Source organism: Microtetraspora fusca (assembly GCF_001570365.1).
Lineage (GTDB): Bacteria > Actinomycetota > Actinomycetes > Streptosporangiales > Streptosporangiaceae > Microtetraspora > Microtetraspora fusca.
This window is the reverse complement of record NZ_BBYK01000059.1, coordinates 34,524-60,460: the sequence shown is the minus strand read 5'-3', so window position 1 is coordinate 60,460 and position 25,937 is coordinate 34,524. Positions and strand designations below refer to the sequence as shown.

Sequence of the window (25,937 nt, the reverse complement as noted above, 5' to 3'; positions counted from 1 at the left end):
CCGGTATGTCCGGTGCCGCAGAGGCGCTCACCCGCTTCTGGCCCGACGCGCGGCCCAGATCGTTCGTGGCGGGGGAATGGGCCGCCTCGGCCGACGCCGCGCCCTCGTACGACCCCTCGACGGGGGAGGTCCTCGCCGAGGCGCCCGTGGCGTCCGCGGCCGAGGTGGACGCCGCCGTCGAGGCGGCGCGCCTGGCCCAGCCCGCCTGGTCGGCGGCCGGCCTGGAGGCGCGCGCCGACGCGCTCGAAGGCGTGGCGGCCCGGCTGCGCGAGCACGGGGAGGCGCTCGCGCTCCTCGACTCCGCCGACAGCGGGAACCCGCTGCCCTCCACCCGCAGGGACGTCGCGCTCGCGCTGCGCTACCTCAAACGGTGGCCGTCGTACGCCTTCGCGCTGGCCGGCCGGGCCACCACGCCGGCCGGCGACGCGCTGTCGTACACGCTGCGCATGCCCTACGGAGTGGTCGGGAAGATCATCGCCTTCAACCATCCGACGCTGTTCGCGCTCGGGGGCATGATCTTCCCGCTGCTGGCCGGGAACACCGTGGTCATCAAGGCGGCGCCGCAGACCCCGCTCGCCACGCTGGCGCTCGGCCGGATCCTGGAGGGGGTCCTCCCGCCGGGCGTGGTCAACATCGTGGCGGGCGGGGCCGAGGCGGGTGACGCGCTGGTGACGCACCCGGCGGTCAAGCGGATCGCCTTCACCGGCAGCCTGCCGTCCGCGCTGGCCATCCAGTCCCGGCTCGGCGCGCGCGGCCGGATCAAGCACCTCACCACGGAGCTCGGCGGCAAGAACGCGATGGTCGTCTTCCCCGACGTCGATCTCGACGCGGCCGTGGACGCCGCCGTGGCCGGGATGAGCTTCACGATCAGCCAGGGGCAGTCCTGCCAGTCCACGTCCCGGCTGCTGCTGCACGCGTCGATCCACGACGCGTTCGTGGCCAGGCTCGCGGAGCGGCTGCGGCGGATCCGGGTCGGGGTCGCGTACGACGAGTCCGTGGACATGGGCCCGCTCGTCTCGCGGGAGCACCTGGCGCGGGTCCGCGCGTACGTGGCTTCCGGGCACGAGGAGGGGGCCGCCCTGGTCACGGGCGGCGGCGTGCCGTTCGGCGTGCCGGAGGGGGGCTACTACCTGGAGCCGACCCTCTTCGCCGAGGTGACCCCGCGGATGCGCATCGCCACCGAGGAGATCTTCGGCCCGGTGGTCGCCGCGATGGAGTGGTCCGACTACGACGAGATGGTCCGGCTCGCCAACGACGTCGATCTGGGGCTGAGCGCGGCGGTGTGGTGCCGCGACATCGACCTCGCCCTGCGCGCGGCGCACGACGTCGAGGCGGGCTACGTCTGGGTCAACGACGCCAACCGCCACTTCCTGGGCGCGCCCTTCGGCGGGGTGAAGAACAGCGGGGTCGGCCGTGAGGAGTGCTTCGACGAGCTGCTGAGCTACTACGAGACCAAGGCCGTCAACGTGCGCGTCCCCCGCCCGTCCGCCTCCACCGGGGAGGGAGGCCGATGAGCGCGCAGGAGGGGCCGCCCCGCAGGCTGGTCGTCGGGATGTCCGGGGCGAGCGGGGCGATCTACGGCATCCGCGCGCTCCAGGTGCTGGCCCGGCAGAACGTGGAGACCCACCTGGTGGTGTCCAAGGCGGCGGCGCTGACCATCGCCATGGAGACCCCGATGACCGTGCGCGAGGTCCGCGGGCTGGCCGACCACGCGCACGCGATCAACAACGTGGCCGCGCCGGTGTCCAGCGGGTCCTTCCAGAACATGGGGATGCTCATCGCGCCGTGCTCGGTGCGCACGCTCGCCGAGATCGCCACCGGCGTCACCACCACGCTGCTGACCCGCGCCGCCGACGTGGCGCTCAAGGAGCGCCGCCGCCTGGTCCTCCTGCTGCGGGAGACCCCGCTGACGCTCACCCACATCCGCAACATGGCGACGGTCACCGAGATGGGCGGCATCATCGCGCTGCCGACTCCGAGCTTCTACACGATGCCGTCCACGCTGGACGACATCGTCGACGAGACCGTCGGCCGCGTCCTCGACCTCTTCGGCATCGACTCCGGGCTGGTCCACCGCTGGGAGGGCGCTCCGTCTCCCCGGGCTCCCCGGGCGGACGACCCCGGCTCCGGGGCCCGCACCGACGCCGCCGTGCCGATCCCGGCCACGCCGTACTGATGAGCCGTACTGACCAGCCGTACTGACGAAAGGACCCACCATGAGCACGACCTTGCACATCTCGGCGCGGGGCGTCGACCTCGACATGCTCCGCCGGCCGTTCGAGGGGCCCGTTCAGGTCCGGCTGGCGGACGAGGTCCTGGCGCGGGTGGACCGCGGCCGCGAGGTGATCGACGCCGCCATCGCCCGCGGCGACACCATCTACGGCGTGAACACCGGCTTCGGCAAGCTGGCCGACCGCAGGATCTCGCCGGACGACCTCCTGGAGCTCCAGCGGCGGCTGATCGTGTCGCACATGACCGGCGTCGGCGAGCCGCTGCCCGACGACGTCGTGCGGGCGATGCTGCTGGTGAAGCTCGCCTGCCTCGTCCAGGGCCACTCCGGCGTGCGGAGGGACGTGGTGCTGGCGCTCCAGGCCCTGATCAACGCCGACGTGCTGCCCGTCGTGCCGTCCCAGGGCTCGGTGGGCGCCTCCGGCGACCTCGCCCCGCTGTCGCACATGGCCGCCGTACTGACCGGCCAGGGCCGGGTCCGGGTGCGCGGCGAGGAGACGGACGCCCTCAGCGGGCTGGAGATCGCCGGGGTGAGCCCCCTCGTGCTCGGCCCCAAGGAGGGCGTCGCCCTCATCAACGGGACCCAGGCGTCCACCGCCCTCGCGCTGCGCGCCCTCTTCGCCGCCGAGGCCGTGTTCAACGCGGCCGTCGCCGCCGGGGCGCTCAGCCTGGAGGCCGTCGCCGGCCGTCCCGCCGCGCTCGACCCGCGCATCCAGCGGATCCGCCGGCAGCACGGCCAGATCCGGGTGGCCGCCGCGCTCCGCCGGCTGGTCGAGGACAGCCCCATCCTCGCCGAGGAGTTCCCCGGCCGCCGGCTGCAGGACCCGTACTGCATGCGCTGCCAGCCGCAGGTGATGGGCGCCGCGTTCGACCTCATGCAGTTCGCCGCGGACATCCTGCTCCGCGAGGCCAACTCGGTCTCGGACAACCCGTTGATCTTCCCGGACGAGGCCGAGATCCTTTCTGGCGGCAACTTCCACGGCCAGCCGGTCGCCTACGCCGCCGACATCATCGCGCTCGCGCTCTGTGAGATCGGCTCCCTCTCGGAACGCCGTACGGCGATGCTCAACGACACGGGCATGAGCGGGCTGCCGCCGTTCCTCGTCAAGGACGCGGGGCTCAACTGCGGGTACCAGCTCGCCCAGGTGACCTCCGCGGCGCTCGTCGCCGAGAACCGGGCGCTGGCCGCGCCGAACAGCGTGGACAGCATCCCGACCTCCGCCGGGCAGGAGGACCACGTCAGCATGGCGACGCACGCCTCCCGCCGGGTCCACCGGATGGCGGTCAACGCGGCGTACGTGGTCGCCGTCGAGTTGCTGTGCGCGGCCCAGGGGGTGGACCTGCGCGCCGAGGGCCGGACCGCGCCCGGGACCCGGCCGGTCTACGACCTCGTCCGCGCCGAGGCGCCCTATCTCGACGCCGACCGGGTGCTGGCCCCCGAGATGGAGGCGGTGCAGAGCCTGGTCCTCGGCGGGGCCTTCCTCACGCACGGCGACGTCCGGTACGCCGACGAGGCCGGGACGGAGGACGGCCGGTGAGCTCCGCCGCTCCGGCGGACCTGCGGAGCTTCCTGTGCGACCTGGTCGCGGCCGACCCCGACGCGCTGGTCACCGTCGCCGGCGAGGTCGATCCGGCGTACGAGTTGTCCGCCGTGGTCAAGGCACTGGAGCCGCACGGCGCCCCCGCCGTCCGCTTCGAGCGCGTCAAGGGCGCCGGGATGCCGGTGGTCGCCGGCCTGTACGGCACGCGGCGGCGCATCGCGCTCGCCCTCGGCGTGGACGTCGACGCGGCCGTCGCCCACGTCCTCGACCGCATGCGCCACCCGCTCCCCGTACGGCACGCCGAGCGGGCGCCGGTCCACGAGGTGGTGGAGCGGGGGGAGGAGGTGGACCTGTCCGCGCTGCCCTTCGGCGTCCACTCGCGGGACGACGCGGGCCGCTACATCACCTCCGGCGTCACCCTCGTCCGCGACCCGGCGACGGGGAAGCTCAACACCGGCATGTACCGGATGATGGTGCTCGACCGGAACCACATCACCGTCAACGCCGCGCCCGACCACGACCTGGGCCGGGCGATCCACGCCGCGGCCGAGGCGGGCCGGGACCTGCCCATCGCGATCGTCATCGGCCACCACCCGGCCTACGCCATCACGTCGCAGCTCAAGCACGGCACCGACGTGGACTCCCACGAGGTGACCGGCGCGCTGCTCGGCCGCCCGCTCGACGTCGTCCCCGGCGTCGGCGTGGACCTGGAGGTGCCCGCGTACGCGGAGATCGTCCTGGAGGGCGTCATCCACACCCGCGATCTCGTGGGGGAGGGCCCCTTCGGCGAGTTCACCTACTACTACGGCGCGGCCCGGGCGCCCCGCTGCACGATCACGGCGGTCACCCGGCGCGCGGACGCGATCTTCAACGACCTGCACCCCACCCACGCCGAGCACCGCTGCCTGTGGCTGTTCCCCGGCAGGGAGGCTCGGCTGCTTGAGGCGGTCCGGGCCTCGGTCCCGACCGTGCGCGCCGTACGCATCCCCTTCCACGGCGGGTCGCTCAGCGCGTACATCGCGCTGGAGAAGCGGCACGAGGCCGACGGACGGCAGGCGATCCTCGCGGCCTTCGCCCGCGACCACTTCCTCAAGCACGTGATCGTCGTCGATCCCGACGTGGACGTCTTCGACGACCGCGAGGTCCTGTGGGCGCTCAACGTGCGCTTCCAGGCCGACCGGGACCTCATCCGGCTCGATCACGCGAAGGGGATCAAGATGGACCCCAGCGCCACCCGGCTCGGCTCCGTCGACCGGCCCGACGTCGTCACCGCGAAGCTCGGCTTCGACGCCACCCGGCCGGTGCGCACGGCCTTCCCCGAGCGCGCCGACCTGCCGCCGCCCGGCTTCGACGCCGTCGACCTGACCGAGTACGTGGACCCGGCGACGATGGCCCGGATCCGCTCCTTCGCCCGGGTGACGACGGCCGCCGCGGAGTGACAGCGGGAGCCGCGGCCTCCGCGGCTCTCTCCAGCAAGGAAAGGAACACCGCCGATGGAAGGCGCCCGTCCCGTCCGCGCTCCGCGCGGCACCACGCTCACCGCGGGGTCCTGGCAGACCGAGGCCCCGCTGCGGATGCTGATGAACAACCTCGACCCCGAGGTGGCCGAGCGCCCCGACGACCTGGTCGTCTACGGCGGCACCGGCCGCGCCGCCCGCGACTGGCGCGCGTACGACGCGATGGTCCGCACGCTGACCACGCTCAAGGACGACGAGACGATGCTCGTGCAGTCCGGCAAGCCGGTCGCCGTGATGCGCACGCACGAGTGGGCGCCCCGCGTCCTGATCGCGAATTCCAACCTCGTCGGCGACTGGGCCACCTGGCCGGAGTTCCGGAGGCTGGAGCACCTCGGCCTGACCATGTACGGCCAGATGACCGCCGGCTCGTGGATCTACATCGGCACCCAGGGCATCCTCCAGGGGACGTACGAGACCTTCGCCGCGGTCGCCGCCAAGAGGTTCGGCGGCACCCTGGCGGGCACGCTCACCGTCACCGGCGGGTGCGGCGGGATGGGCGGCGCCCAGCCCCTGGCGGTGACCCTCAACGGAGGCGTCTGCCTCGTCGTGGACGTGGACGCCGGACGGCTGCGCCGCCGGGTCGAGCACCGCTATCTCGACGAGGTCGCCGACTCCCTCGACGACGCGGTCGCCCGCTGCCTCGTGGCGCGCAAGGAGCGGCGCGCGCTGTCGGTCGGCCTCGCCGGCAACTGCGCGACCGTGCTGCCCGAGCTGCTCCGCCGCGGCGTCGAGGTGGACGTGGTCACCGACCAGACGAGCGCGCACGACCCCCTCTCGTACCTGCCGGAGGGGGTGGACGTGGCGGAGTGGCGCGAGCGCGCGGCGGCCGCTCCGGAGGAGTTCACCGAGCGGGCGCGCGCCTCCATGGCCCGGCACGTCGAGGCGATGGTCGGATTCATGGACGCGGGCGCCGAGGTCTTCGACTACGGCAACTCCATTCGCGACGAGGCCCGCCTCGGCGGGTACGCCCGCGCCTTCGACTTCCCGGGGTTCGTGCCCGCGTACATCCGGCCGCTGTTCTGCGAGGGCAAGGGGCCGTTCCGGTGGGCCGCGCTCTCCGGAGATCCCCGCGACATCCACGCCACCGACCGGGCGGTGAAGGAGCTCTTCCCCGAGAACGAGCACCTTCATCGGTGGATCGACGCGGCCGGGGAGCGGGTCGCCTTCCAGGGACTGCCGGCCCGCATCTGCTGGCTCGGGTACGGCGAGCGCGACCGGGCGGGCGAGCGGTTCAACGACATGGTCGCCTCCGGCGAGCTGTCGGCCCCCGTCGTGATCGGCCGCGACCACCTCGACTGCGGCAGCGTGGCCTCGCCGTACCGGGAGACCGAGGCGATGGCGGACGGCTCCGACGCGATCGCCGACTGGCCGCTGCTCAACGCCCTGGTCAACACCGCGTCCGGCGCGAGCTGGGTGTCGATCCACCACGGCGGCGGCGTCGGCATCGGCCGCTCGATCCACGCCGGTCAGGTCACCGTCGCCGACGGCACCGACCTGGCCCGCGCCAAGATCGAGCGCGTGCTGACCAACGACCCCGGCATGGGCGTCGTCCGGCATGTGGACGCGGGCTACGACCTCGCCGACCGGGTCGCCGCCGAGCGCGGTGTGCGGATCCCGATGCGGGAGAGCTGATCCGTGACCTTCGACGCGCTGTGGGCGGCGATCGAGCCGGTCGGGCGGGACCTCCGCTCCGGCGGCTACCGGCGCTTCGCCTGGACCCGGGAGGACGCGACGCTCCGCGAGTGGTTCGCCGGAGAGGCGGCGGTGCGCGGCCTCTCCCTCACCCTCGACCGCGCCGGCAACCAGTGGGCCTGGTGGGGCGACCCCGACGCCGCCGCCTCGGCGGGACGGCCCGGCGTGGTCATGGGCTCGCACCTCGACTCGGTGCCGGACGGCGGCGCGTACGACGGACCGCTGGGCGTGGTCTCGGCCTTCGCCGCGCTCGACGCGTTGCGCGCCCGGGGATTCATCCCGTCCCGGCCGGTCGGCGTGGTGAACTTCGCGGACGAGGAGGGCGCCAGGTTCGGGGTGGCCTGCGGCGGTTCGCGGATCATCACGGGCGCGCTGGACGGGGAGCGCGCCCGCGGGCTGCGTGACGCCGACGGGACGACCCTGGCCGAGGCCGTGGCGCGGGCCGGGCGCGATCCGGCACACCTCGGCCCGGACCCTGAGGCGCTGCGGCGGATCGGCGTGTTCGTGGAGCTGCACGTCGAGCAGGGACGCGCCCTCGCCGACCTCGACCGGCCGGTCGCCGTCGGCTCGTCCATCTGGCCGCACGGCCGCTGGCGTCTGGATCTGCTGGGCGAGGCCAACCACGCGGGCACCACACGGCTGGAGGACCGGCGCGACCCGATGCTCGCGCTCGCGGCCGTCATCACCGCCGCCAGGGAGGCCGCCTCGGCCCGCGGTTGCGTGGCCACCGTCGGCAAGGTGCTGGTCGAGCCGAACGGCGTCAACGCGATCCCGTCGGCCGTGCGCGCCTGGTTGGACGCGCGCGGGCCGGACGAGCCGGACGTGCGGGCCGTGGCCGAGGAGGTCGCGGCCCGGGGCGGGACGCTCGCGGTCGAGGAGTCCTTCACCGCCGAGACGGCCTTTTCCGCGCCGCTGCGCGACCGCCTCGCGGCCCTCCTCGGCGACGCGCCCGTGCTCGGCACCGGAGCGGGCCACGACGCGGGGATCCTGGCCGCCGCGGGTATCCCCGCGGCGATGCTGTTCGTGCGCAACCCGACCGGCGTCTCGCACTCCCCGGCGGAGCACGCCGAGCGGGCCGACTGCCTCGCCGGCGTGGACGCGCTCGCCCTGACGGTCGCGGACCTCGCCGGGCCCGACGGCGTGGTTCCGCGACCCCGGGGAGAAGACCGATGAGCCCGGCGCGGTGGCACGCCGCGCACGCCTGGCTGCCCGGCGGCCCGGCCAGGGACGTGACCTTCACCGCCGAGCACGGCCGCCTCACCTCCGTCACGCCGGGCACGGAGCCGGGATCCGCCGTCCGGCTGCCCGGCGTCGTGCTGCCCGGCCTCGCCAACGCCCACAGCCACGCGTTCCACCGCGCCCTGCGTGGACGTACCCACGACGGCGGCGGCACCTTCTGGACGTGGCGGGAGCGGATGTACGCCGTCGCCCGGCGGCTCGACCCCGACCGCTACCTCGCCCTCGCCAGGGCCACGTACGCCGAGATGGCGCTCGCCGGGGTGACCTGCGTGGGGGAGTTCCACTACCTGCACCACGGGCCGGACGGCACGCCGTACGACGACCCGAACGCGATGGCCGAGGCGCTGCGGCAGGCGGCCGATGACGCGGGCGTCCGGCTGACGCTCCTGGACACCTGCTATCTCGCGGGCGGCCTCACCGGCGCGGGTCACGCGCCGCTCGACGGCGCCCAGCTCCGGTACGGCGACGGCGACGCGGAGCGCTGGGCCGCGCGGGTCGCGGCGCTTCGCCCCTCGGACGGCATGCGCGTCGGGGTGGCCGCGCACTCCGTCCGCGCGGTGTCGCGCGCGGCGCTCGCGACGGTGGCGGCCGCGGCGGCGGGCCGGCCGCTGCACGTCCACCTGTCGGAGCAGCCGGCGGAGAACGAGGCGTGCGCGGCCTTCTACGGCGTCACCCCTGCCCGCCTGCTGGAGGAGGAGGGCGTGCTCGGACCGATGACCAGCGCCGTGCACGCCACGCACCTCACCGGACAGGACGTCGCCGCACTCGGCCGCACCCGTACGACGGCGTGCTTCTGCCCCACGACCGAGCGGGACCTCGCCGACGGGATCGGCCCCGCCCGCGCCCTGCGGGACGCCGGAGCGCCGCTCTCCCTGGGCTCGGACCAGCACGCGGTCATCGACCTGCTCGAAGAGGCACGCGCCCTGGAGATGCACGAGCGGCTGCGCGGACTGCGGCGGGGGCGCTTCCGGCCGGAGGAACTGCTGACCGCGGCCACCGCGCACGACGGCCTCGGCTGGCCGGACGCCGGGCGGCTGGAGCCGGGGGCCCGCGCCGACCTCGTCGCGGTCCGCCTCGACACCCCGCGCACGGCGGGCGTCGCGCCGGAGCAGGTGCTCCTGGCCGCCACCGCCGCCGACGTCGACACCGTCGTCGTGGACGGCCGCACGGTCGTGACCCGCGGGCGGCACGTCCTCGGCGACGTGGCCGCCCTGCTGTCCGCGGCGATCGACCCGCTGTGGGAGGACATGTGACCACGACGCTGCTGACAGGAATCGCCGAGCTCGTCACCAACGACCCGTCCGCCGGGGACGGCTCGCCCCTCGGCGTGCTCCACGACGCCGCGGTGGTCGTGGAGGGAGGCCGGGTCGCCTGGATCGGCCCCGCCGCCCGGGCGCCGGAGGCCGACCTTCGGAGGGACCTCGGGGGCCGGGCGGTGATCCCCGGCTTCGTCGACTCCCACGCCCACCTCGTCTTCGCCGGGGACCGCGCGGCCGAGTTCGCCGCCCGAATGGAGGGCGTGCCGTACGACGGGGGCGGGATCGTCACCACGGTCGCCGCCACGCGCGCGGCGGGCGAGGTGGACCTGCGCGCCCTTCTGCGCGCCCGGATCGCCGAGATGCGCGCCCAGGGGACCACCACCGTCGAGATCAAGAGCGGTTACGGCCTGACCGTCGCCGACGAGGAGCGCGCGCTGCGGTTGGCCCGCGAGGTCACGGAGGAGACGACCTTCCTCGGCGCGCACGTGGTGCCCCCCGGGACCGGTCGCGACGCGTACGTGCGGCTCGTGACGGGGGAGATGCTCGCCGCCTGCGCCCCGCACGCCCGGTGGATCGACGTCTTCTGCGAGCCGTCCGGCGGGCACGCCTTCGACGGCGACGAGGCCCGCGAGGTGCTGACGGCCGGGCGGGCGGCGGGGCTCGGGCTGCGCGTCCACGGAAACCAGCTCTCCGCCGGGCCGGGCGTGGCGCTCGCCGTCGAGCTGGGCGCGGCGAGCGTCGACCACTGCACGCACCTCACCCGAGCCGACGTGGACGCCCTGGCCGGGGGCGGCACGGTGGCGACGCTGCTGCCCGGCGTGGAGTTCTCGACGCGCTCGCCCTACCCCGACGCGCGGCGGCTGCTCGACGCCGGGGTGACGGTCGCGCTCGCGACCGACTGCAATCCCGGATCGTGCTTCACCTCGTCGATGCCGCTGGTCGTCGCCCTCGCGGTACGCGAGATGCGGATGACCCCGGCCGAGGCGCTGTGGTCGGCGACCGCGGGCGGCGCGCAGGCGCTGCGCCGCGAGGACGTCGGCGTCCTCGCCCCCGGCCGGCGGGCCGATCTCACCGTCCTCGACGCCCCCAGCCACGTGCATCTCGCCTATCGGCCCGGGGTTCCGATCGCGCGGGCTCTCGATTGGACCGACAGTCATTGAGAGTTTCGGGGGTGTTTGTCGTGAAATGAGGCCCAAAGGGGTACTGTCCTCCTTCCCCGATACGTCGGGGAAGGAGGACAGATGATCCGCTACGACGAGCACGACCAGGCACGATGGGTGCCCGAACCCGCGGGCAACCCCGAACGTGGCGCTTTCGAGCGCGACCGGGCCAGGGTCATGCACAGCGCCTCCCTCCGCAGGCTCGCCGCCAAGACCCAGGTGGTGACGCCGTCCGATCACAGCCTGCACAGCAATCGCACCCGGCTCACCCACTCTCTCGAATGCGCCCAGATCGGCAGGGAGATGGGCAAGCTCCTCGGCCGCGACCCCGACCTCGTCGAGACCGCCTGCCTCGCCCACGATCTCGGGCACCCGCCGTTCGGCCACAACGGCGAGGCCGCGCTGAACGAGGTGGCCGCCCCCTGCGGCGGATTCCAGGGCAACGCGCAGAACCTGCGGCTGCTCACCCGGCTGGAGGCCAAGGTCCTCACCGAGGACGGCCGCAGCGCCGGCCTCAACCTCACCAGGGCCACGCTCGACGCCGTCTGCAAGTACCCCTGGACGAGCGGCTCGCTCCGCGTCCCCGGCGTCCCCCACGCCCGCGACGACGGGCCGTACTGCGTCTATCCCGAGGAGGCGGAGGTCTTCGCCTGGGTGAGGGAGGGCAGCCCCGACTACCGGGTCAGCTTCGAGGCGCAGATCATGGACTGGGCCGACGACGTCGCCTACTCCGTCCACGACCTGGAGGACGCGCTGCACTGCGGCCACGTCACCCCCGAGGCGCTGCGCGACCCCGAGGAGCGGCTGGAGGTCTGCCGCCTGACCCGGCAGTGGTACGCCCCGGACGCCGACGTCGCCGAGCTGGCCGAGACGTTCGCCCGGCTGGTCGCCGACCCGATCTGGCCCGCCGGCTTCGCCGGGCCGTTCGTCGGCGGCATCGACGACCTCGCCGCGCTCAAGCGCCTCACCAGCTCGCTCATCGGCCGCTTCTGCAGGTCGGCCCAGGACGCCACCCGCGAGGCGTACGCGTACGCGGAGCCGCCCGCCGGGCGGCACGCCGCCGACCTCGTCGTCCCCCGGACCACGCGGCTGGAGTGCGCCCTGCTCAAGGGCGTCACCGCGCACTACGTGATGTCCCGCGAGGCGCACCACGCGACCCAGGCGCGGCAGCGGGAGCTGATCGCCGAGCTGGCCGCGCTGATCTGGGCGGGCGCGCCCGCCACACTCGAACCGGCGCTGCGCCCCGCCTTCGAGCGCGCCGCCGACGACGCCGGACGGCTGCGCGCCGTGGTCGACCAGATCGCGTCGCTGACCGACGCCTCCGCCGTCGCCTGGCACCGGCGCCTGTCCTGAGGAGGAATCCGGACGCCGTTCCGGGGCACCTGGTACCCGTCCGGCGCGTTCCGGTCGACTCGCGCGGAGCGCGGGCGGATACTGCGCGAAAGCCGGGAGTGAGAGGTGCAGATGTCGACGTACGCGATAGTGGGGGCGGGCCTGGCGGGGGCGAAGGCGGCCCAGACGCTCCGCGAAGAGGGCTTCACCGGCGAGATCGTGCTGATCGGGGCCGAGCAGGAGCGCCCCTACGAGCGGCCCCCGCTCTCCAAGGGCTACCTGCAGGGGGCCACCGAGGTGGCGAAGGTCTACGTCCACGAGCCGGGCTGGTACGCCGAGCACGACGTGCGGCTGCTGCTGGGCGTGGCCGCCACCGCCGTCGACCCCGTGGCGCACGAGGTCCACCTCGCCAACGGGCGGCGCCAGCCGTACGACAAGCTGCTGCTCACCACCGGGGCGACGCCGCGCCCGCTCCCGGTCGAGGGCGCGGACCTGGAGGGCGTCCACTACCTGCGCACGCTCGCCGACAGCCAGGCGCTGCGCGCCGCGTTCGCCCACCAGGGGAACGTCGTCGTCATCGGCGGCGGCTGGATCGGGCTGGAGACCGCCGCGGCGGCCCGCCAGGCGGGATGCGCGGTGACGATCGTCCAGCCCGGCCCGACGCCGCTCTACCGGACCTTCGGCCCCGAGGTCGGGGAGATCTTCGCCGCGCTGCACCGGCGGCACGGCGTCGACGTGCTGCTCGGCGTCTCCGTCGCCCGCCTGGAGGGCACCGGGCACGTCCGCACGGTGGTCACCTCGGACGGCCGCTCGCTGCCCGCCGATGACGTGGTCGTCGGCATCGGCGTCGCCCCGAACCACGAGCTGGCCCGCAGTGCGGGGCTGGAGGTGGCCGACGGCATCGTCGTGGACGCCTCCCTGCGCACCTCGCACCCCGACATCTACGCCGCCGGCGACGTCGCCGAGGCGATGAACCCCCTGCTCGGCCGCCGCGTACGGGTCGAGCACTGGGCCAACGCGCTGAACGGCGGCCCGGCCGCCGCCCGGGCCATGCTCGGCCAGGACGTGGTGTACGACCGCGTCCCGTACTTCTTCACCGACCAGTTCGAGCTGGGGATGGAGTTCTCCGGCGACATCGCCGGCCACGACCGGGTGGTCTACCGGGGGTCCGCGGAGAGCCTGGAGTTCATCGCCTTCTGGCTGCGGGAGGACCGCGTCCTCGCCGGGATGAACGTCAACGTCTGGGACATGACCGGCGACATCCAGGCGCTCGTACGGGCCGGGCAGCGGGGCGCCGCCGTGGACCCGGCCCGGCTCGCCGACCCCGGCGTCCCGCTCGGCGACCTCCTGCCGAGCTGACCCGCCCGCCTTCCACGCGGCCGGGCGCCGTCCGGGTCGCGGATCTACCCCGGAGGTGACCGGCGACCTAACCGGGGGTGACCATGGTCGGCTCCTCCTCGGTGCGGTCCTGCCGCCTGACGACGGTCCGCGCCTTCTCGGTCTTCTCGGTCGCGCCGCCCTTCGCCGAGGGCGGCGTCTTCGAGGCGCACAGCAGATCGCAGGCGGGCAGTGTGCCGACCCGCTTGCGCAGCGCGAACACGGCCTTCTTGGGGGACAACGTCCGGTTGCCGTCGTACCAGGCGTCGAGGTAGTCCCACGGCTCGATCACGCCGCGCCTGATCCACCAGTACTCCGGCGGGACCGGCCAGGAGATCGCGAAATAGAGGTTGCTGGCGGTGTCGCGGGCGTTGCCGGAGTTGCCCAGGCGGCCGAGCCGCTGGCCCGCCTTCACCGTGACGCCCGGCCGTACCTCTGGCTCGACCGAGTCGAGGTGGCCGCCCAGATAGACCACGCCGTCCTCGCCGAGGACCGTCACGAACCGGCCCTCGCGGTCCTGGCCGCGGTCGGTGGACGGGACCCACCGGTTCTGCACGTTGACCTCGCGCACCACGCCGTTCACCGGCGAGACGAACGCGCAGCCCTTGCCCGCCCAGATCGTGCTCTTGGGCAGCACGAGAAGCTGCCGTGCGTACGACACCCGGCACCCCTTGACCGGGAACGCGTATGTGTAGGCCGACACCTTGGGTGGCGGGAGCCGTACCGGGTCGGGGGCGGGGGGCGGGAGGACGGAGCGCATGCGGCTGCTGTCGCCGGCGACGCTCCCTCCCCCCGATGCGGGGACGGCGCCGTCCGACGTGTCGGGGGTCGGCTCCTCGGTGCGGGGCACGGGCGGCAGCGAGCTCACCCCGGCGACCCCGGCCGGCGCTCCGCAGGCGGCGGTCAGCCCGGCGACGGCCATGGCGGCGGCCGCGACGGCGGCCAGTCTGCCCGATCGCATGATCTCCACCCGCTTGACGTTAGCGAGATCCGACCGTTCCTTTGTAACTGACGGGGATTTCGGTCACGACCCGTTACCGAGATTCGGTCCTGGGACGCCCCCGCCCAAGACCTCCCTTCCAGGGCCTAAACTCGCGAGCGTGGCAGGGCGTAGCGGTGCAGGGCGGATCAGCGACGAAGACATCGCGCTCGTGCGGGAGCGCTCGCCGATCGCCGACGTGGTGGGGGAGCACATCCAGCTCCGGAACGCGGGCGGCGGCAACCTGAAGGGGCTGTGCCCCTTCCACGACGAGAAGTCCCCGTCGTTCAACGTGACGCCCGCGCGCGGCTACTACTACTGCTTCGGCTGCGCCGAGGGCGGCGACGTCATCACGTTCGTCCGGAAGATCGAGAATCTGTCCTTCGCCGAGGCCGTCGAGCGCCTCGCGCAGCGCGCCGGGATCCAGCTCCGGTACGAGCAGGGCGGCTACGTCCCCGGACGCGAGCAGGGCGAGCGGGTGCGGCTGATCGAGGCGCACCGCGCCGCGGCCGAGTTCTACGCCGAGCAGCTCGGCACGCCGGATGCCGCGCCGGGCCGGCGGTTCCTGTCCGAGCGCGGGTTCGAGCGGGTGGACGCCGAGCGGTTCGGCGTCGGCTACGCCCCCGCCGGGTGGGAGGCGCTGTCCCGGCACCTGATGGCCCGCGGTTTCACGTCCCAGGAGCTGCTCAAGGGCGGCCTGGCCCGGGAGGGCCGCCGGGGACCGATCGACCGGTTCCGCGGCCGGCTGGTCTGGCCGATCAGGGACATCACCGGCGACGTCATCGGCTTCGGCGCGCGCAAGCTGCTCGACTCCGACGACGGTCCGAAATACCTCAACACGCCTGAGAGCCCGATCTACCACAAGAGCTCGGTGCTGTACGGCGTGGACCTCGCCAAGCGGGAGATCGCCCGCCGCTCGCAGGCGGTCATCGTCGAGGGCTACACCGACGTCATGGCCTGCCACCTGGCTGGGGTGCCGACCGCGGTGGCGACCTGCGGCACGTCGTTCGGCGAGGAGCACATCAAGGTCCTGCGGCGGCTGCTGCTCGACCAGGCCGAGTTCCGCGGCGAGGTGATCTTCACTTTCGACGGCGACTCCGCCGGGCAGAAGGCCGCGCTCCGGGCGTTCCAGGACGAGCAGAAGTTCGTCACGCAGACGTTCGTCGCCGTGCAGCCCGACGGGCTCGACCCGTGCGATCTGCGGCTGAAGCACGGCGACGCGGCCATCCGCGACCTGATCGCGAGCCGCGAGCCGCTGTTCGCCTTCGCCATCCGCAGCGTCATCTCCCGTTACGACCTGACGACCAACGAGGGACGGCTCGGCGCGCTCGACGCCGCCGCCCCCGTCGTCGCCTCGATCAAGGACCCCGGGCTGCGCAGGACGTACGTCGTGGACCTGGACCGCTGGCTCGGCTTCATGGACGAGGGGTTCGTGATCCAGCGGGTGCAGCAGGCGCTGGGCCAGGGCGGCCAAGGGGGGCAGGGCGGCCAGGGGAGACAGGGCGGCGACCCCGGCCGGTACGGGCACCATGACCAGCCCGGCCCGTACGGCCGCCAGCAGGGGCCCCAGCAGTACGGCCGGCGGCAGGGCCGCCCGTACGGCGGGCCGGACCAGGGGCGCTACGGCGGCCCCGCCCAGGGACGCGCGCACGAGCCGAGGGAGGCGCGGGAGGCGCGGGAGCAGGCCGACCCGGTCGCGATGCTGGAGGCGGAGGCCCTGAAGCTCGCCGTCCAGCGGCCCGCCCTGCTCGGCCCCGAGTTCGACGCCCTCGGCGGCGAGGCGTTCACCCGCCCCGAGCACGCCGCGCTGTACGGCGTCATCGTGGTGGTGGGCGGCACGGTCGCCGGCGGCTCCGGCGGGCAGGAGTGGGTCGAGCGCCTGCTCGCGGCGGCCGGCGACGAGTTGCGGCCCGCGTTCACCCGGTTCGCGGTCGAGGAGCCGCGCGTCGAGGCGGGCGGCGAGGAGCGGTACGCCGCCGCCGTGCTGGCCCGGTTGCTGGAGACGGCGGTGGGCCGGTCGGTCGCGCAGATCAAGTCGCGGCTCCAGCGGCTCAACCCGGTGGAGGAGCAGCAGGAGTACAACCGCCTCTTCGGTGAACTGGTCGCGCTGGAACAGCAGCGGCGCGTGTTGCGTGAGCGCGCCGCCGGGGCATGAATTACTTTCCTTTCCAATCTCAACAAGCGGCAAACGCCGATTTAGATTGCGATCGGGTATTGACTTCTGCCTTACCTTGGGTGACAAAAATAGGCCTGCCGCTTTGTGGTGCTCATACCGCAGACTGTGATGCGTGGGTGCATCGGTGCTACCAAGTGGGCCGCCATCGGTAGACCAGGTGGCGGACCTTGTCGCGAAGGGAAGGGAACGCGGCAGCGTCACGGTCGACGACGTGGCCGCCGCGCTCGACAGGTCCGAGCTTCCGTCCGACGCCCTGGAGCGCGTCGTGCGGATGCTCGCTGAGAACGGGGTCGAGGTCCTCGAACCCCAGGGTGACGACGAACCGAGCAGGGGAGAGGAAGACGACGGCCGGCGTGCTCCGACCAGCGATCTTGTCCGCATCTACCTGCGGGAGATCGGCCGGGTTCCGCTGTTGACGGCCGAGGAGGAGGTCGAACTCGCCAAGGCGATCGAGGCCGGCCTGTTCGCCGAGGACAAGCTGTGCGACAACTCGGCGGTGCGGCTCGGCCGCTTCGATCTCGAGGATCTGGTCTGGGAGGGCGTGCGCGCCAAGCAGCGCCTGATCGAGGCGAACCTGCGGCTCGTGGTCTCGATCGCCAAGCGTTATGTCGGTCGTGGAATGCTCTTTCTCGACCTCATCCAGGAAGGCAATCTCGGGCTGATCCGCGCGGTCGAGAAATTCGATTACACCAAGGGGTACAAGTTCTCGACCTACGCCACGTGGTGGATTCGCCAGGCGATCACCCGGGCCATCGCGGACCAGGCCAGGACGATCAGAATTCCGGTCCACATGGTCGAGACGATCAACAAATTGGTCCGGGTGCAGCGGCAGCTCCACCAGGACCTGGGCCGCGAGCCGGCGCCCGAGGAGATCGCGGCCGAGATGGACCTGCCGATCGACCGGGTGGTGGAGATCCAGCGGATCGCGCAGGAGCCGGTGTCGCTGCAGTCGCCCATCGGTGAGGAGGACTCCGACCTCGGCGACTTCATCGAGGACGGGGACGCGGTGGTGCCGATCGAGGCCGCCGCGTTCATCATGTTGCAGGACCAGCTCGACGGCATCCTCGCGACTCTCTCCGAGCGCGAGCAGCGGATCATCCAGCTCCGGTTCGGGCTGTCCGACGGCCACCCCCGCACACTGGAGGAGGTCGGCCGCGAGTTCGGCGTGACCCGCGAGCGGATCCGCCAGATCGAGTCCAAGACGCTGGCCAAGCTGCGCCACCCGACCCGGGCCCAGATGCTCCGCGACTACCTCGAATAGCGTCGTACGGGCGCACCTCGGACCGGGGCCGCCGGCCTGACCCCCGGCCGTCCGGCAGCCGGATCCGTTGTCCGGCTCGATGAGTCGCATGCGGGGCCGGTCTCCGGCACGTCGGGAGACCGGCCCGCCCCGAAGAGAAGGCCGAGCGGCTGTGGCCGGCGCCCCGCTTTCCGGTCGTCAACGGCCTCGCGCCCATATGCGAGGTCGGATCCCCGAATGCCGAGTGTTTCGGCGTTGAGTTCCTGCGGCCCCGTGTCGAATCCCGGCAGGCGGACGCCGGATGTCCGGCTTGTGGACGGCGCATCCGCGATACGGACTATACCGACATTCAGCATCAAATGTCGCATTCGCCTTGTGGGAGTTATATAGCTCATCAATCCGGTGTGGATATGTGTCAAGAAAGTCGGTTAATATCCCTCATGCTTGATGCAGGGGGCATTCCATGCCGCTTCCGGGCTTCTTGGCGGGCACCGGTTCCGGCGGTGTGACCTGCCCCCTTCCGGGGTGGCGGCGAAGGATCGGCCACGGCCTTCGCCGCCACTCAGGGCATCGCCAGGGGGCGCGGACCCGTGGGGCCGGGCGCGCCGCCGTCGTGGCTGAGGAAACGGTTCGGGGGGACCGTCGGCATTGCCGAACGGCCGGGCCGTGGACGCTGGGGGAAGGAACGTTCCGCGGATGCGGTCATTGCTGCGCCATCGGCTTTTCGTCGTGCTCTTCGTCCTCGCGCTGGCATTACGCGTGCTCGCGATGGTCGCTTTCTCGCCGGCCGTCTGGTTCGACGACTCCTTCGAATATGTCGGGGTCGCCGAGCGGATGCAGCCCTATCCCGTGCGCCCGAGCGGCTATTCGCTGCTGCTTTGGCTGATGCGGCCGCTGCACAGTTTCGGCGCCGTCGTCGCCGTCCAGCATCTGATGGGGCTGGCCACCGGGGCCATGGTCTACGCGCTGCTCCGCCGGAGGCTGAGCGGGGCGCGGCCGGTGTGGGCCGTGCTCGCGGCCGCGCCCGTCCTGTTCGACGCGTACCAGATCTTCTTCGAGCACGCCGTTCTCAGCGACGTCCTCTTCGCGTTCCTGGTGACGGCGTCGGTGACGGTCGTCCTCTGGTCGCCGCGCGTCTCCCCGGGCCGCGCGGCGGCGGCCGCGGCGCTCCTCGCGGCGGCGACGCTCACCCGCTCGATCGGCCTCATGCTGCTTCCCCTGCTCGCCGGTCATCTGCTGCTCACCCGTTCGGGCCGCCGGGCCCTCCTTGTGGCCGCGGTCGCCCTGGCCGTCCCGCTCGGCGGCTACGCCGCGTGGTACGCGTCGTGGCACGGCTCGCCGGGGCTCAACGGGGGCAGCGGGGTGTGGCTCTGGGCCCGGACGATGCCGTTCGCGGACTGCGCGCGGATCAGGCCGCCGGCGGACGAGGCGGTGCTGTGCCCGGAGCAGCCCCTCGGCAGCCGCCGAGGCTCGCCGCATTACATCTGGTCGGACTGGTCGCCGCTGCGGAAGGTCCCGGGCCGTCCGGTGGTCACCCGCGAGGACCTGTTCCAGCCCGGGATCGACGATCTGGCGGGGAGGTTCGCGCGGCGCGCCGTCGCCGCGCAGCCGCTGGACTATCTCGGGCTCGTCGCCGTCGATCTCGGCCGGACGACGGGCTGGCGCAGAGGCCCGAGCCCCGGCACCGTCCCGATCGCCTACAACCGCTACGCGTTCCCCAACGTCACCCGGCCCCTGCCGGACGATGTCCGGATCCCCGGCGGCAGCATTCACGAGGATCTGTGGGCCTACGAGCGCGGGAGGGCGGCCACCCGGTTCACCGATCCGGCGGCCCCGCTGGTGCGCGCCTACCAGACCTATGTCTTCCTGCCGGGGACGGTCTTCGGCGTGCTCGTCGTGGCCGCCATGGTCGCGTACGGGGCCGCGGTGGCGGTGCGGGCGCGCAGGGCGGCGGCCGTGCCCGCGGCACTTCCGCTGGCCGCCGGGCTCGCCCTCGTCGTCGCTCCGGTCGTCGTGGCGGCGTACGACAGCAGGTATTGGCTGCCAGCCGTCCCGCTTCTCTGCCTGGCGCTCGCCCTCGTGGCGCTCGGCCGGACCGGGGGAGGGGTGCGGAGCCCGGCGGCCGCCCGGCCGCCGGCCGTGGCTCATGTGAGCGGCTGACGAATCCGGCCGCACCATATCCAGTGATTTCTCGGCTTCATGGGATTAATCTGGACCGATGGAGGGGCGTCCCGCTGTTGACGACGCCGCGCTCGGGCGGGCCGCCCTGGCCGTCCTCGACGCGAACTGGACAGGCGTCTCCACCATGCCCGCGCCCGGCGTCTATCCCCACCAATGGAGCCTGGACTCGGCGTTCGTGGCGATCGGCCTCGCCCGGCACGACACCGCGCGGGCCGGGCAGGAGCTGCTCTCGCTGCTCGCCGGCCAGTGGCGTACCGGGATGGTCCCGCACATCGTCTTCCACCACGCCGGCGGCTACTTTCCCGGGCCGTCCATGTGGCGCTCGGCGGAGGCCCCGGACGCCCCAGGCGGCACGCAGACCTCGGGCCTCACCCAGCCACCCCTGCACGCGTACGCCGTCTGGCGGGTCTGGCAGCAGGCGGCCGACCGTGAGCTCGCCGCCCGGTTCGTCCGGCTGGCCTGGCCGTCCCTCGTGGCCCAGCAGGCGTACCTGGAGACCAGGGACGTCGGAGGCGCGGGGCTGGCCGCGATCGTCCACCCCTGGGAGTCCGGCATGGACGACAGTCCCGCCTGGGACGAGCCGCTGGCGACGTCGGAGGCGGGCCGGTGCGGGGACGGCTACCACGACCGGTACTTCCGGCTCGCGGTGCTCTGCCGGGACCACGGCTACGCGTCGTCCTACTACCGGGACGAGCACCCGTTCGCGGTCGAGGACCCGCTGTTCAACGGCGTCTGGCTGCTCTCCTGCGACGCGATGGCCCGGCTGGCGTCCGAGGTCGTCGGCGCCGACCCCGAGCCCTTCCTGGAGGCCGCCGCGCGGATCAGGGTCGCGCTGCTCGACCGGCTGTGGGACGACGCCTTCTACGCCCGGGACGTCCGCACCGGGCGGCTGGTCCCGGTCTGCACCATCGGGGGCTTCGGTCCCATGCTCGACCCCGGGCTGCCCCGGCACGTCGTCGAGGCGCTGACCTCACTCCTGGAGTCGACCAGGTTCATGGGCGCGACCGGATATCCCGTGCCGAGCTGCGACATCAGGGCACCCGAGTTCGACCGTGGCCAGTACTGGCGCGGCCCGTCCTGGATCAGCACGAACTGGCTGCTCTCCCGGGCGGCCGCCACGCACGGCCTGGACCGGCTGAGCGAGATCCTCGTCGCGAGCACGCTGCGGCTGGTCCGGCAGGGCGGGTTCCGCGAGTGCTTCGACCCCTTCGACGGCACGGGGCACGGGTGCCGGGACTTCTCCTGGTCGGCCGCGCTCACCCTCGATCTGCTCGGGAGATAGCCTGCCGCTGTACCGATCGTCGTGTATGTCTGGCGGTGCCCCTTGGCTGGATCCTCGTTCTCCCGCGCGCTCTCCGGTCTCGCCGGGGCCCTCCGGGGCGCACGCCTGCCCTCAGAGGTGCGTACGGCCCTGGATCTCGAACCGGGTGAGCGACTGCTGAGCCACGCGCGCGCCCCGGAGGGCGACGCGGGGGACGGCGGGGGATACGCGGTCGCGACGACGCTGGCGCTGCACCTGCCCGGCGGTCAGCGGCTGCCCTGGCATCTGGTGGACAAGGCCACATGGGACGAGAACGGCCTCACCGTCGTCATGACGGACGGCGAGATCCACGCGGTGGCGCTGCCCGAACCCGGCCTGCTGCCGGAGACGATCCGCGAGCGGGTCACCTCGTCGATCGTGGCGAGCAGGCACGTGTCGCTCGACGCGCGAGGGGGAGTGCGGCTGGTCGCCCGGCGGGTGCCCGGCTCCGATCAGCCGCGCTGGGACTTCGTCTTCGATCCCGGCCTCGACGCGAGCGACCCGGGACTGCGTGCCCTCGCCGAGCAGGCGCTCGAGGAGGTGCGCCGCAGCCTCGGCGTCTGAGGCGCCGGCGGTTGGGGAGAACTGCCGGCGCGCGACACGCGGACGGGACGGCCGGGTCAGGTCGTTCCGGGGTCGGGCCAACCGGCCGCGCTGGGCACTCGCTCCGCCGTCCACTCCTTGGTCTCGTGCTCGTGCTCGGGCCTGCGCATGAACGGGACCTTGCCGCCGAACTTGTCGCCCATCACGCTCTTGGCCCTGTCCGCGACCCGGGCCGCCTGGGCGCCCACCAGACCCGCCGCCTCCTGGATTGTCGGGCTGTCCGCCACCCGCTGTGCCAGGCGCTTGATCTCCTCGTATCGCTCCCGCCCGGCCCGAGTGCCAAGGACGTAACCGATGGCCAGTCCGGCGGCGAACATCGCCTTGTAGCGCATCTTCCACCTCCCCACTCAAATGTCTCCGGCCTCCTACCCTGGAGGCCACGCTCTATCCAAGCGCAACCGATGTGACAAGAACCCCTCGGAGTGCGCTAATCTAGTTCCGCGCCGCAAGGAAAGCCGCAAGGCCCGAAAGGCGGAGCAAAGCTGCAATCCCGTGTAGCTCAATCGGCAGAGCAGCCGGCTGTTAACCGGCAGGTTATAGGTTCGAGTCCTATCGCGGGAGCCATCGGCCGAGGCCGGGTGATCGAAAGATCACCCGGCCTCGCGGCGTTTTCCGGCCTGATCCGGCGTCCCGGAGGTCGATCGACCGCCCCACACTGGTGTAGAACATAGTTCTGCGCAGGGAGGTCGACATGTCGATGCTGTCCGAGAACCACGACCTGGTGCTGTCCGAAAGCCGTGGCGCCGTGCGGATTCTGACGTTCAACCGGCCGGAACGGTTGAACGCCTGGACTCCCGATCTGGGACGGCGCTATTTCGACCTCCTTGAAGAGGCCGACCGCGACCCTTCTGTACGGGTCGTCGTGGTCACCGGCGCGGGGAAGGGGTTCTGCGCCGGGGCCGACTTCGAGGCGCTCGCCGCCATCGGTGCGGGCGGGGTGCCGGACGGGCCCGGGTTCGAGATCGACCCCCGGCCCACCACTTTTCCGATCACCCTCCGCAAGCCGGTCATCGCCGCGGTGAACGGCGCCTGCGCCGGGCTCGGCATGGTCTACGCCCTCGTCTGCGACCTCGTGTTCACCGCCGAGGACGCCAAATGGACCACCGCGTTCTCCCGGCGTGGCCTCATCGCCGAGTACGGCCTGGCCTGGGTCCTGCCCAAGCTCGCCGGGCAGGCCCGGGCGATGGAGCTCCTGCTCTCCGGCCGCACGTTCCCCGGCTCGGAGGCGTACGCGCTGGGGCTGGCGTGCCGTGCCGTACCGGGGGAGCGGATGCTCGACGAGGCCCTGGCGTACGCGGAGGACCTGGCGGCGCACAGCTCGCCCGCGTCGATGGCGGTCATCAAGCGTCAGGTGTGGGACGACTGGGAGCGCGGGCTCGACGAGTCGCGGGACCGGGCGGTCATGCTGATGCGGGAGTCGTTCGGGCAGCCCGATTTCACCGAGGGCGTGGCCAGCTTCCTGGAGCGCCGCCGACCGGACTTCCGGCCGCTCTGACCGCCTGCCTTCCGGCCGCTCTGACCGCTCTGACCGCTCGCCGGGACTTTCGGCCGCTGTGACCCGCCCGCCGCGTTTTCCGGCCGTTGTGAGGTCCGCCCGCGCGGCCCCGGCGGGTCCTCAGCGGAGGCGGCGGGCGCCGGGCGCGGGGACGGCCTCCAGGAACGTGGGGGCGGCCCAGCCACGCGCCTGGTAGGCCCGCAGCACCTCGTCGCGGACGCTCGCGAGGCGCTCTTCGGGGACGAGCGCGATGGCGGAGCCGCCGAAGCCGCCGCCGGTCATCCTGGCCCCGCGCGCGCCGCCTCTGACCGCCGCCTCGACGGCCGTGTCCAGCTCGGGGCACGACACCTCGAACTGGTCGCGCAGCGACAGGTGCGAGGCGTTCAGGAGCGCGCCGATCTCACGTACGGCGCCCGCCCGCAGCAGGCCGACCAGCGCCTCGACCCGGTGGTTCTCGGTGACCACGTGCTGGGTGCGCCTGCGCTCGTCGCCGCTCAGCCGCGCCAGCGCCCCGGCCAGGTCGGTGACGTCCCTGAGCGCGGGCACGCCGAGCCGCTTGGCGGCGTTCTCGCAGTCCTGGCGGCGCTTCGCGTACTGCCCGTCGGCCAGTTCGTGGTGGACGCCCGTGTTGACGATCAGGAGCCGCAGGCCGTTCGCGGCCAGGTCGAGTGGCACGGTCCGGCTGCCCAGTGTGCAGCAGTCGAGGAACAGCGCGCGCCCCTCCTCGCCGAGCGCCGACGCCGCCTGGTCCATGATCCCGCACGGCATCCCGACGAAGGCGTTCTCGGCCCGCTGCGCGATCTTCGCCAGCTCGATCCTCGGCAGGGCCAGGCCGTACAGGTCGTCGAGGGCGACCGCGACGGCGACCTCCAGCGCGGCGCTCGACGAGAGCCCGGCTCCTCGGGGCACGTCCCCGTCGATCATGATGTCCGCGCCGCCGACCCGGTGGCCCGCCTCGCGCAGCGCCCACACGACGCCCGCCGGGTAGCGGGCCCAGCCGCGCGCCCGGTCGAGGTCCTCGACCGTCTGCTCCTCGCCGGGCGCCTGGAGCGACGCGAGGCGTACGACGCCGTCCGCGCGGGGGCTCACCGCGGCGTTCACGCCCCACGGGACGGCGAAGGGCAGCACGAGGCCGTCGTTGTAGTCGGTGTGCTCCCCGATCAGGTTGACCCGCCCCGGCGCGTGCCAGACCCCTGTGGGCTCGTCGCCGTACGCCGCACGGAAAGCCTCAAGAACCCGCATAATCGAACACTCCTCAACAAACGGCCTGGACGTAGGGTAGCGACTCCCCGTACCTGTGCCAGCCTTGACCTTGTGACTCCTCCGCTCCCTGAAGGGAGCGGCTTCTCGCTAAGCCGCTTCCGCAGCGTCGCGAAGGGCAAGCCCTGCCCCGAGAATGTTGATCGCCGCGTTCACGTCGGCGTGTGCGGTATGCCCGCACGCCGTACAGACGAACTCGACTTGGGTGACACGGTTCTCCTTCGCGCAGTGCCCACAGCGGGCACACGTGCGAGAAGTGTTGGCGGGGTTCACCGCGATCAGCTCTCGACCGGCGCTTTCAGCCTTGTGCGCGAGGACCGTCAGGAACGCCCCCCAACCCGCGTCCACGATGCTCCGGTTCAACCCGGACTTCTGTGCGACGTTCCGGCCAGGGGCTTCGATCGTGCCGGACGCGCTGCGGGTCATGTTCGCGATCCGCAGGTCCTCATGCACGATCACGTCGTAGTCGCGGACCAACGCGAGCGCGGCCTTGTGCGCGCCATCCAGACGCCGGCGGCGGACTCTGGCGTGCAGGGCGGCGACACGGGCGGCGGCCTTGCGTCGCCGCTTGGACCCGCGCTTCTTGCGGGCGAGATCCCGCTGTGCCGCCGCGAGACGATCAGCGGACGCCTACAGGTGGCGCGGGTTGGCCAGGTGTTTCCCGTCGCTGGTCGTGACCAGCGAGGCCACGCCCATGTCCAGGCCGACGACCACGCCGGTCCCAGGCAGGGTGTGCGCGGGCACGTCATCGCAGGACAGGACCACATACCAGCGGGAGCCTTCCCGCTTGATACTGATCGTCTTCACCCGGCCGCGTATCGAGCGGTGCTGGTGGACGCGGACATGTCCGACCCCTTGAAGGCGGACGAACGTGGCGGTGGGGTGCTCCGGTTGGGAGTCCCACCGGCAGCCGTCGCCGTCCTTGGGCCACTCGACGGTGTCGAACCAGCCACGTCCTTTGAATCGGGGGAACCCCGGCTTCTGCCCGGCCTTGACGCGGCGGAAGAACGCGGCGAACGCCTTGTCCAGGCGGCGGAGCGTGGCCTGCTGGGAGGAGAACGACCACCGGCCCTGACCGGCGGGGTCATCGGCACGGATGTACTTCAACTCGCCGGACTGGTCGCCGTACCGGATGCTCACGCCCGCCTTGCGGTAGGCGGTACGGCGGTGCTCCAACGCCGCGTTGTACAACACCCGGTGATCTTCCAGGCACTGCGCGAGCGTGGCGGCCTGCTTGCCGGTGGGGCGCAGCAAGAACGTGTACGACCTGCGCACCCCCACCTCCCACGCTCAGTAACGAGATCGTCACGCTATCGGCAGGCACCGACAAAACCCGAAGGGAGGGAGCGCGGATTCC

Annotated in this window: 20 protein-coding genes, 1 tRNA gene and 1 pseudogene; 17 read left to right on the top strand and 5 right to left on the bottom strand. The window is 72.9% G+C overall.

The features are described 5' to 3' along the window. The first annotated feature begins 5 nt into the window (after positions 1 to 5). From AWQ68_RS27480 to AWQ68_RS27435, 10 genes are all read left to right on the top strand, one after another. Positions 6 to 1,514, top strand: coding sequence for an aldehyde dehydrogenase family protein (locus AWQ68_RS27480; RefSeq protein WP_066945303.1), 1,509 nt, complete (start codon positions 6 to 8; stop codon positions 1,512 to 1,514). After that, entirely contained in the window at positions 1,511 to 2,176 is a 666-nt protein-coding gene (locus tag AWQ68_RS27475; RefSeq protein WP_066945300.1) for a UbiX family flavin prenyltransferase, read from the top strand. Before AWQ68_RS27480 ends, AWQ68_RS27475 begins: the two co-directional genes overlap by 4 nt. Before the next feature lie 40 nt (positions 2,177 to 2,216). Continuing rightward, positions 2,217 to 3,767: a histidine ammonia-lyase gene (gene hutH / locus AWQ68_RS27470; protein ID WP_066945297.1), complete on the top strand. Its 1,551-nt coding sequence runs from the start codon at positions 2,217 to 2,219 to the stop codon at positions 3,765 to 3,767. Then, entirely contained in the window at positions 3,764 to 5,209 is a 1,446-nt protein-coding gene (locus AWQ68_RS27465; protein ID WP_066945294.1) for a UbiD family decarboxylase, read from the top strand. Before hutH ends, AWQ68_RS27465 begins: the two co-directional genes overlap by 4 nt. A 54-nt stretch (positions 5,210 to 5,263) precedes the next feature. Further along, the gene (gene hutU, locus AWQ68_RS27460; protein WP_066945291.1) at positions 5,264 to 6,919 is read left to right on the top strand and encodes a urocanate hydratase; all 1,656 of its coding nucleotides are present in this window, start codon (positions 5,264 to 5,266) and stop codon (positions 6,917 to 6,919) included. 3 nt (positions 6,920 to 6,922) lie between these two features. Continuing rightward, positions 6,923 to 8,152 carry an allantoate amidohydrolase gene (locus AWQ68_RS27455; protein ID WP_066945288.1) on the top strand — a complete coding sequence of 410 codons (1,230 nt, stop codon included), beginning with the start codon at positions 6,923 to 6,925 and terminating at the stop codon, positions 8,150 to 8,152. Continuing rightward, positions 8,149 to 9,471 carry a formimidoylglutamate deiminase gene (locus AWQ68_RS27450; protein WP_066945285.1) on the top strand — a complete coding sequence of 441 codons (1,323 nt, stop codon included), beginning with the start codon at positions 8,149 to 8,151 and terminating at the stop codon, positions 9,469 to 9,471. Before AWQ68_RS27455 ends, AWQ68_RS27450 begins: the two co-directional genes overlap by 4 nt. After that, positions 9,468 to 10,637, top strand: coding sequence for an imidazolonepropionase (gene hutI / locus AWQ68_RS27445; protein ID WP_066945282.1), 1,170 nt, complete (start codon positions 9,468 to 9,470; stop codon positions 10,635 to 10,637). Before AWQ68_RS27450 ends, hutI begins: the two co-directional genes overlap by 4 nt. 81 nt (positions 10,638 to 10,718) lie before the next feature. Further along, the gene (locus AWQ68_RS27440; protein WP_066945279.1) at positions 10,719 to 11,990 is read left to right on the top strand and encodes a deoxyguanosinetriphosphate triphosphohydrolase; all 1,272 of its coding nucleotides are present in this window, start codon (positions 10,719 to 10,721) and stop codon (positions 11,988 to 11,990) included. A gap of 111 nt (positions 11,991 to 12,101) precedes the next feature. Further along, complete coding sequence (locus tag AWQ68_RS27435; protein WP_066945276.1) at positions 12,102 to 13,328, top strand: NAD(P)/FAD-dependent oxidoreductase; 1,227 nt, start codon at positions 12,102 to 12,104, stop codon at positions 13,326 to 13,328. Between the two features lie 67 nt (positions 13,329 to 13,395). On the opposite strand, the gene AWQ68_RS27430 is transcribed toward AWQ68_RS27435, so the two are convergent. Beyond that, on the bottom strand, positions 13,396 to 14,307 hold the full coding sequence (locus AWQ68_RS27430) for a M23 family metallopeptidase (protein ID WP_084464453.1): 912 nt from the start codon (positions 14,305 to 14,307) through the stop codon (positions 13,396 to 13,398). Positions 14,308 to 14,446: 139 nt separating this feature from the next. Between AWQ68_RS27430 and dnaG the strand changes: the two genes are divergently transcribed. The 5 genes from dnaG to AWQ68_RS27405 all read left to right on the top strand — a co-directional run bounded on the left by dnaG (position 14,447) and on the right by AWQ68_RS27405 (position 21,786). Further along, positions 14,447 to 16,480: a DNA primase gene (gene dnaG, locus AWQ68_RS27425; protein ID WP_066945270.1), complete on the top strand. Its 2,034-nt coding sequence runs from the start codon at positions 14,447 to 14,449 to the stop codon at positions 16,478 to 16,480. 178 nt (positions 16,481 to 16,658) lie between these two features. Further along, complete coding sequence (gene rpoD / locus AWQ68_RS27420) at positions 16,659 to 17,762, top strand: RNA polymerase sigma factor RpoD (protein WP_245656133.1); 1,104 nt, start codon at positions 16,659 to 16,661, stop codon at positions 17,760 to 17,762. 675 nt (positions 17,763 to 18,437) lie between these two features. Then, complete coding sequence (locus AWQ68_RS27415; protein WP_157545788.1) at positions 18,438 to 19,901, top strand: glycosyltransferase family protein; 1,464 nt, start codon at positions 18,438 to 18,440, stop codon at positions 19,899 to 19,901. 58 nt (positions 19,902 to 19,959) lie between these two features. Then, on the top strand, positions 19,960 to 21,204 hold the full coding sequence (locus AWQ68_RS27410; protein WP_066945262.1) for an amylo-alpha-1,6-glucosidase: 1,245 nt from the start codon (positions 19,960 to 19,962) through the stop codon (positions 21,202 to 21,204). Between the two features lie 42 nt (positions 21,205 to 21,246). Beyond that, complete coding sequence (locus AWQ68_RS27405; RefSeq protein ID WP_066945260.1) at positions 21,247 to 21,786, top strand: hypothetical protein; 540 nt, start codon at positions 21,247 to 21,249, stop codon at positions 21,784 to 21,786. Positions 21,787 to 21,842: 56 nt separating this feature from the next. Here the strand turns inward: AWQ68_RS27405 and AWQ68_RS27400 are convergent, their stop codons facing one another. After that, positions 21,843 to 22,157, bottom strand: a complete 315-nt coding sequence (locus AWQ68_RS27400) for a hypothetical protein (RefSeq protein WP_066945257.1) — start codon at positions 22,155 to 22,157, stop codon at positions 21,843 to 21,845. A 156-nt stretch (positions 22,158 to 22,313) separates the two neighbouring features. Between AWQ68_RS27400 and AWQ68_RS27395 the strand changes: the two genes are divergently transcribed. Both AWQ68_RS27395 and AWQ68_RS27390 read left to right on the top strand, forming a co-directional pair. Continuing rightward, positions 22,314 to 22,389 (top strand) — tRNA-Asn (locus AWQ68_RS27395). Positions 22,390 to 22,516: 127 nt separating this feature from the next. Beyond that, a complete protein-coding gene (locus AWQ68_RS27390; RefSeq protein ID WP_066945255.1) occupies positions 22,517 to 23,320 on the top strand; it encodes an enoyl-CoA hydratase-related protein in 804 nt (267 codons plus the stop codon). A gap of 120 nt (positions 23,321 to 23,440) precedes the next feature. Here AWQ68_RS27390 and galK read toward each other — a convergent pair whose 3' ends face one another. The 3 genes and pseudogenes from galK to AWQ68_RS45275 all read right to left on the bottom strand — a co-directional run bounded on the left by galK (position 23,441) and on the right by AWQ68_RS45275 (position 25,855). Next, positions 23,441 to 24,562 carry a galactokinase gene (gene galK / locus AWQ68_RS27385; RefSeq protein ID WP_066945254.1) on the bottom strand — a complete coding sequence of 374 codons (1,122 nt, stop codon included), beginning with the start codon at positions 24,560 to 24,562 and terminating at the stop codon, positions 23,441 to 23,443. Positions 24,563 to 24,670: 108 nt separating this feature from the next. Next, positions 24,671 to 25,189 (bottom strand): annotated as a pseudogene (locus AWQ68_RS45280) (RNA-guided endonuclease InsQ/TnpB family protein); the annotation flags it as partial. A gap of 21 nt (positions 25,190 to 25,210) precedes the next feature. Next, positions 25,211 to 25,855, bottom strand: coding sequence for an RNA-guided endonuclease InsQ/TnpB family protein (locus tag AWQ68_RS45275; RefSeq protein ID WP_245656132.1), 645 nt, complete (start codon positions 25,853 to 25,855; stop codon positions 25,211 to 25,213). Positions 25,856 to 25,937: the final 82 nt, after the last annotated feature.